The sequence below is a fragment of the Gryllotalpicola sp. CP2-P1 genome, from assembly GCF_057512245.1.
In genome coordinates, this window is the sequence record NZ_JBLRDT010000344.1 from 1 (window position 1) to 1,665 (window position 1,665).

General features: G+C 72.5%; 2 protein-coding genes. Both read left to right on the forward strand.

Annotation, left to right across the window (positions count from 1 at the left end; translation table 11 throughout):
- Window positions 1-1,363: ATP-dependent helicase (locus ACM2XV_RS15035; RefSeq protein ID WP_487027523.1), on the forward strand; the 1,363-nt coding region annotated here is incomplete at its 5' end.
- The gene (locus ACM2XV_RS15040; protein ID WP_487027524.1) at window positions 1,356-1,502 is read left to right on the forward strand and encodes a hypothetical protein; all 147 of its coding nucleotides are present in this window, start codon (window positions 1,356-1,358) and stop codon (window positions 1,500-1,502) included. The genes ACM2XV_RS15035 and ACM2XV_RS15040, both read left to right, overlap by 8 nt.
- Window positions 1,503-1,665: the final 163 nt, after the last annotated feature.

The following is a 1,665-nucleotide window of genomic DNA, read 5'->3' on the forward strand; positions in this document are numbered from 1 at the left end:
GGGGAAGGCGCGCATCCTCGGCCACGCCGCCCAGGTGCTGAAGCTCAAGCTCGACACGGCGACCCTGCGCGACGCCGCCTCCGAGATCGAGTTCCGCAAGGTGAGCAGCCTCTCGATCGACGCGTACGCGCGCGCCGGCCGCCCGACGCCCGGGAACCTCACGGCCGAGCAGCTCGCCGACCTGATGGCCGCCTACGAGACGCTGAAGGACGAGCGGAAGCTCATCGACTTCGAGGACGTGCTGCTCGTGACGGCCGGCATGATCGAGTCCGAGCCGCAGGTCGCGATGCAGGTGCGCGAGCAGTACCGCTTCTTCGTCGTCGACGAGTACCAGGACGTCTCGCCGCTGCAGCAGCAGCTGCTCGAGCTGTGGCTCGGCGACCGCCGCGACGTCTGCGTCGTCGGGGACGCGAGCCAGACCATCTACTCCTTCGCGGGCGCTTCGAGCGGATTCCTGCTCGGCTTCGAGCGCCGCTGGGAGGACGCCATCGTCGTGCGGCTCGAGCAGAACTACCGCTCGGCGCCGCCCGTGGTCGCCGCTGCGAACGAGCTGATGCGCGGCAGGCAGGGCAGCCTCGTCCTCCACGCGGCGCACGCCGACGAGCCGGCCCCCACGCCGAGCGTCGTGCAGCACCCGAGCGACGCGGCCGAGGCGACCGCGGTCGCGGCATCCGTCGCCGCCTCGATCGCCGCGGGCAGCGCGCCCGAGTCGATCGCCGTGCTCTACCGCGTGAACGTGCAGGCGGCGGCGCTCGAGCAGGCGCTGACGCAGGCGGGCGTGCCGTATCGCATCCACGGCGCGAAGCGCTTCTTCGATCAGCCCGAGGTGAAGCAGGCGGTGCTCGCTCTGCGCGCGGCGTCCGTCACGGTCAGCGGCGAGCCGCTGTTCAAGTCGGTGTCAGACGTGCTGCGCTCGCTCGGCTGGACCCAGAGCCCGCCCGAGGCGGCCGGCGCCGTGCGCGACCGGTGGGAGAGCCTCAATGCGCTCATGACCCTCGCCGATCAGGCGCCCGCGGGAACGACGTTCCGCCGCTTCACCGACGAGCTGCTCGAACGCCAGGCCGGCCAGCACGAGCCGACGGTGCGCGCCGTCACTCTCGCGACCCTGCACAGCGCCAAAGGCCTCGAGTGGGACGAGGTGCACATCGTCGGGCTCTCGGAGGGGCTCGTTCCGATCTCGTACGCGACGACCTTCGAGCAGGTCGACGAAGAGCGCCGTCTGCTCTACGTCGGCATCACCCGCGCGAGGCGGCGGCTGCGGCTGAGCTGGAGCGAGACCGGAACCGGGCGAGCCGGGGCACGTCAGCCGTCTCGCTTCCTGGCAGAGCTCGGCAGCCGCATCGAGCGTGCGGCTCGTGCGTGAGACGCGACTGCGACCCGTCCACCCCGAGCTCAAGGCTCGCGCCGACGAGTTCCCGCGACCCGTCGAGCAGGTGCGCGAGCAGCTCGCGCACGACGCGCAGGGTGACGGATGCCTCGAGCCGGCCGCCCTCGACGGGTGACCGCTTCCCCGCGAGCTGCGATGCGATCACGGGCCAGGCGGGGTCGGCGTCGGCGCGGCTGAGGTCGAGGCAGGCGAGGCAGGGGCCGACGCCAGGCTCGACGAAGGGCCCGATGCGCGCGGAGCGCTCGCCGAAGACCACGCCGAGGTGCGGCACGTCGCGG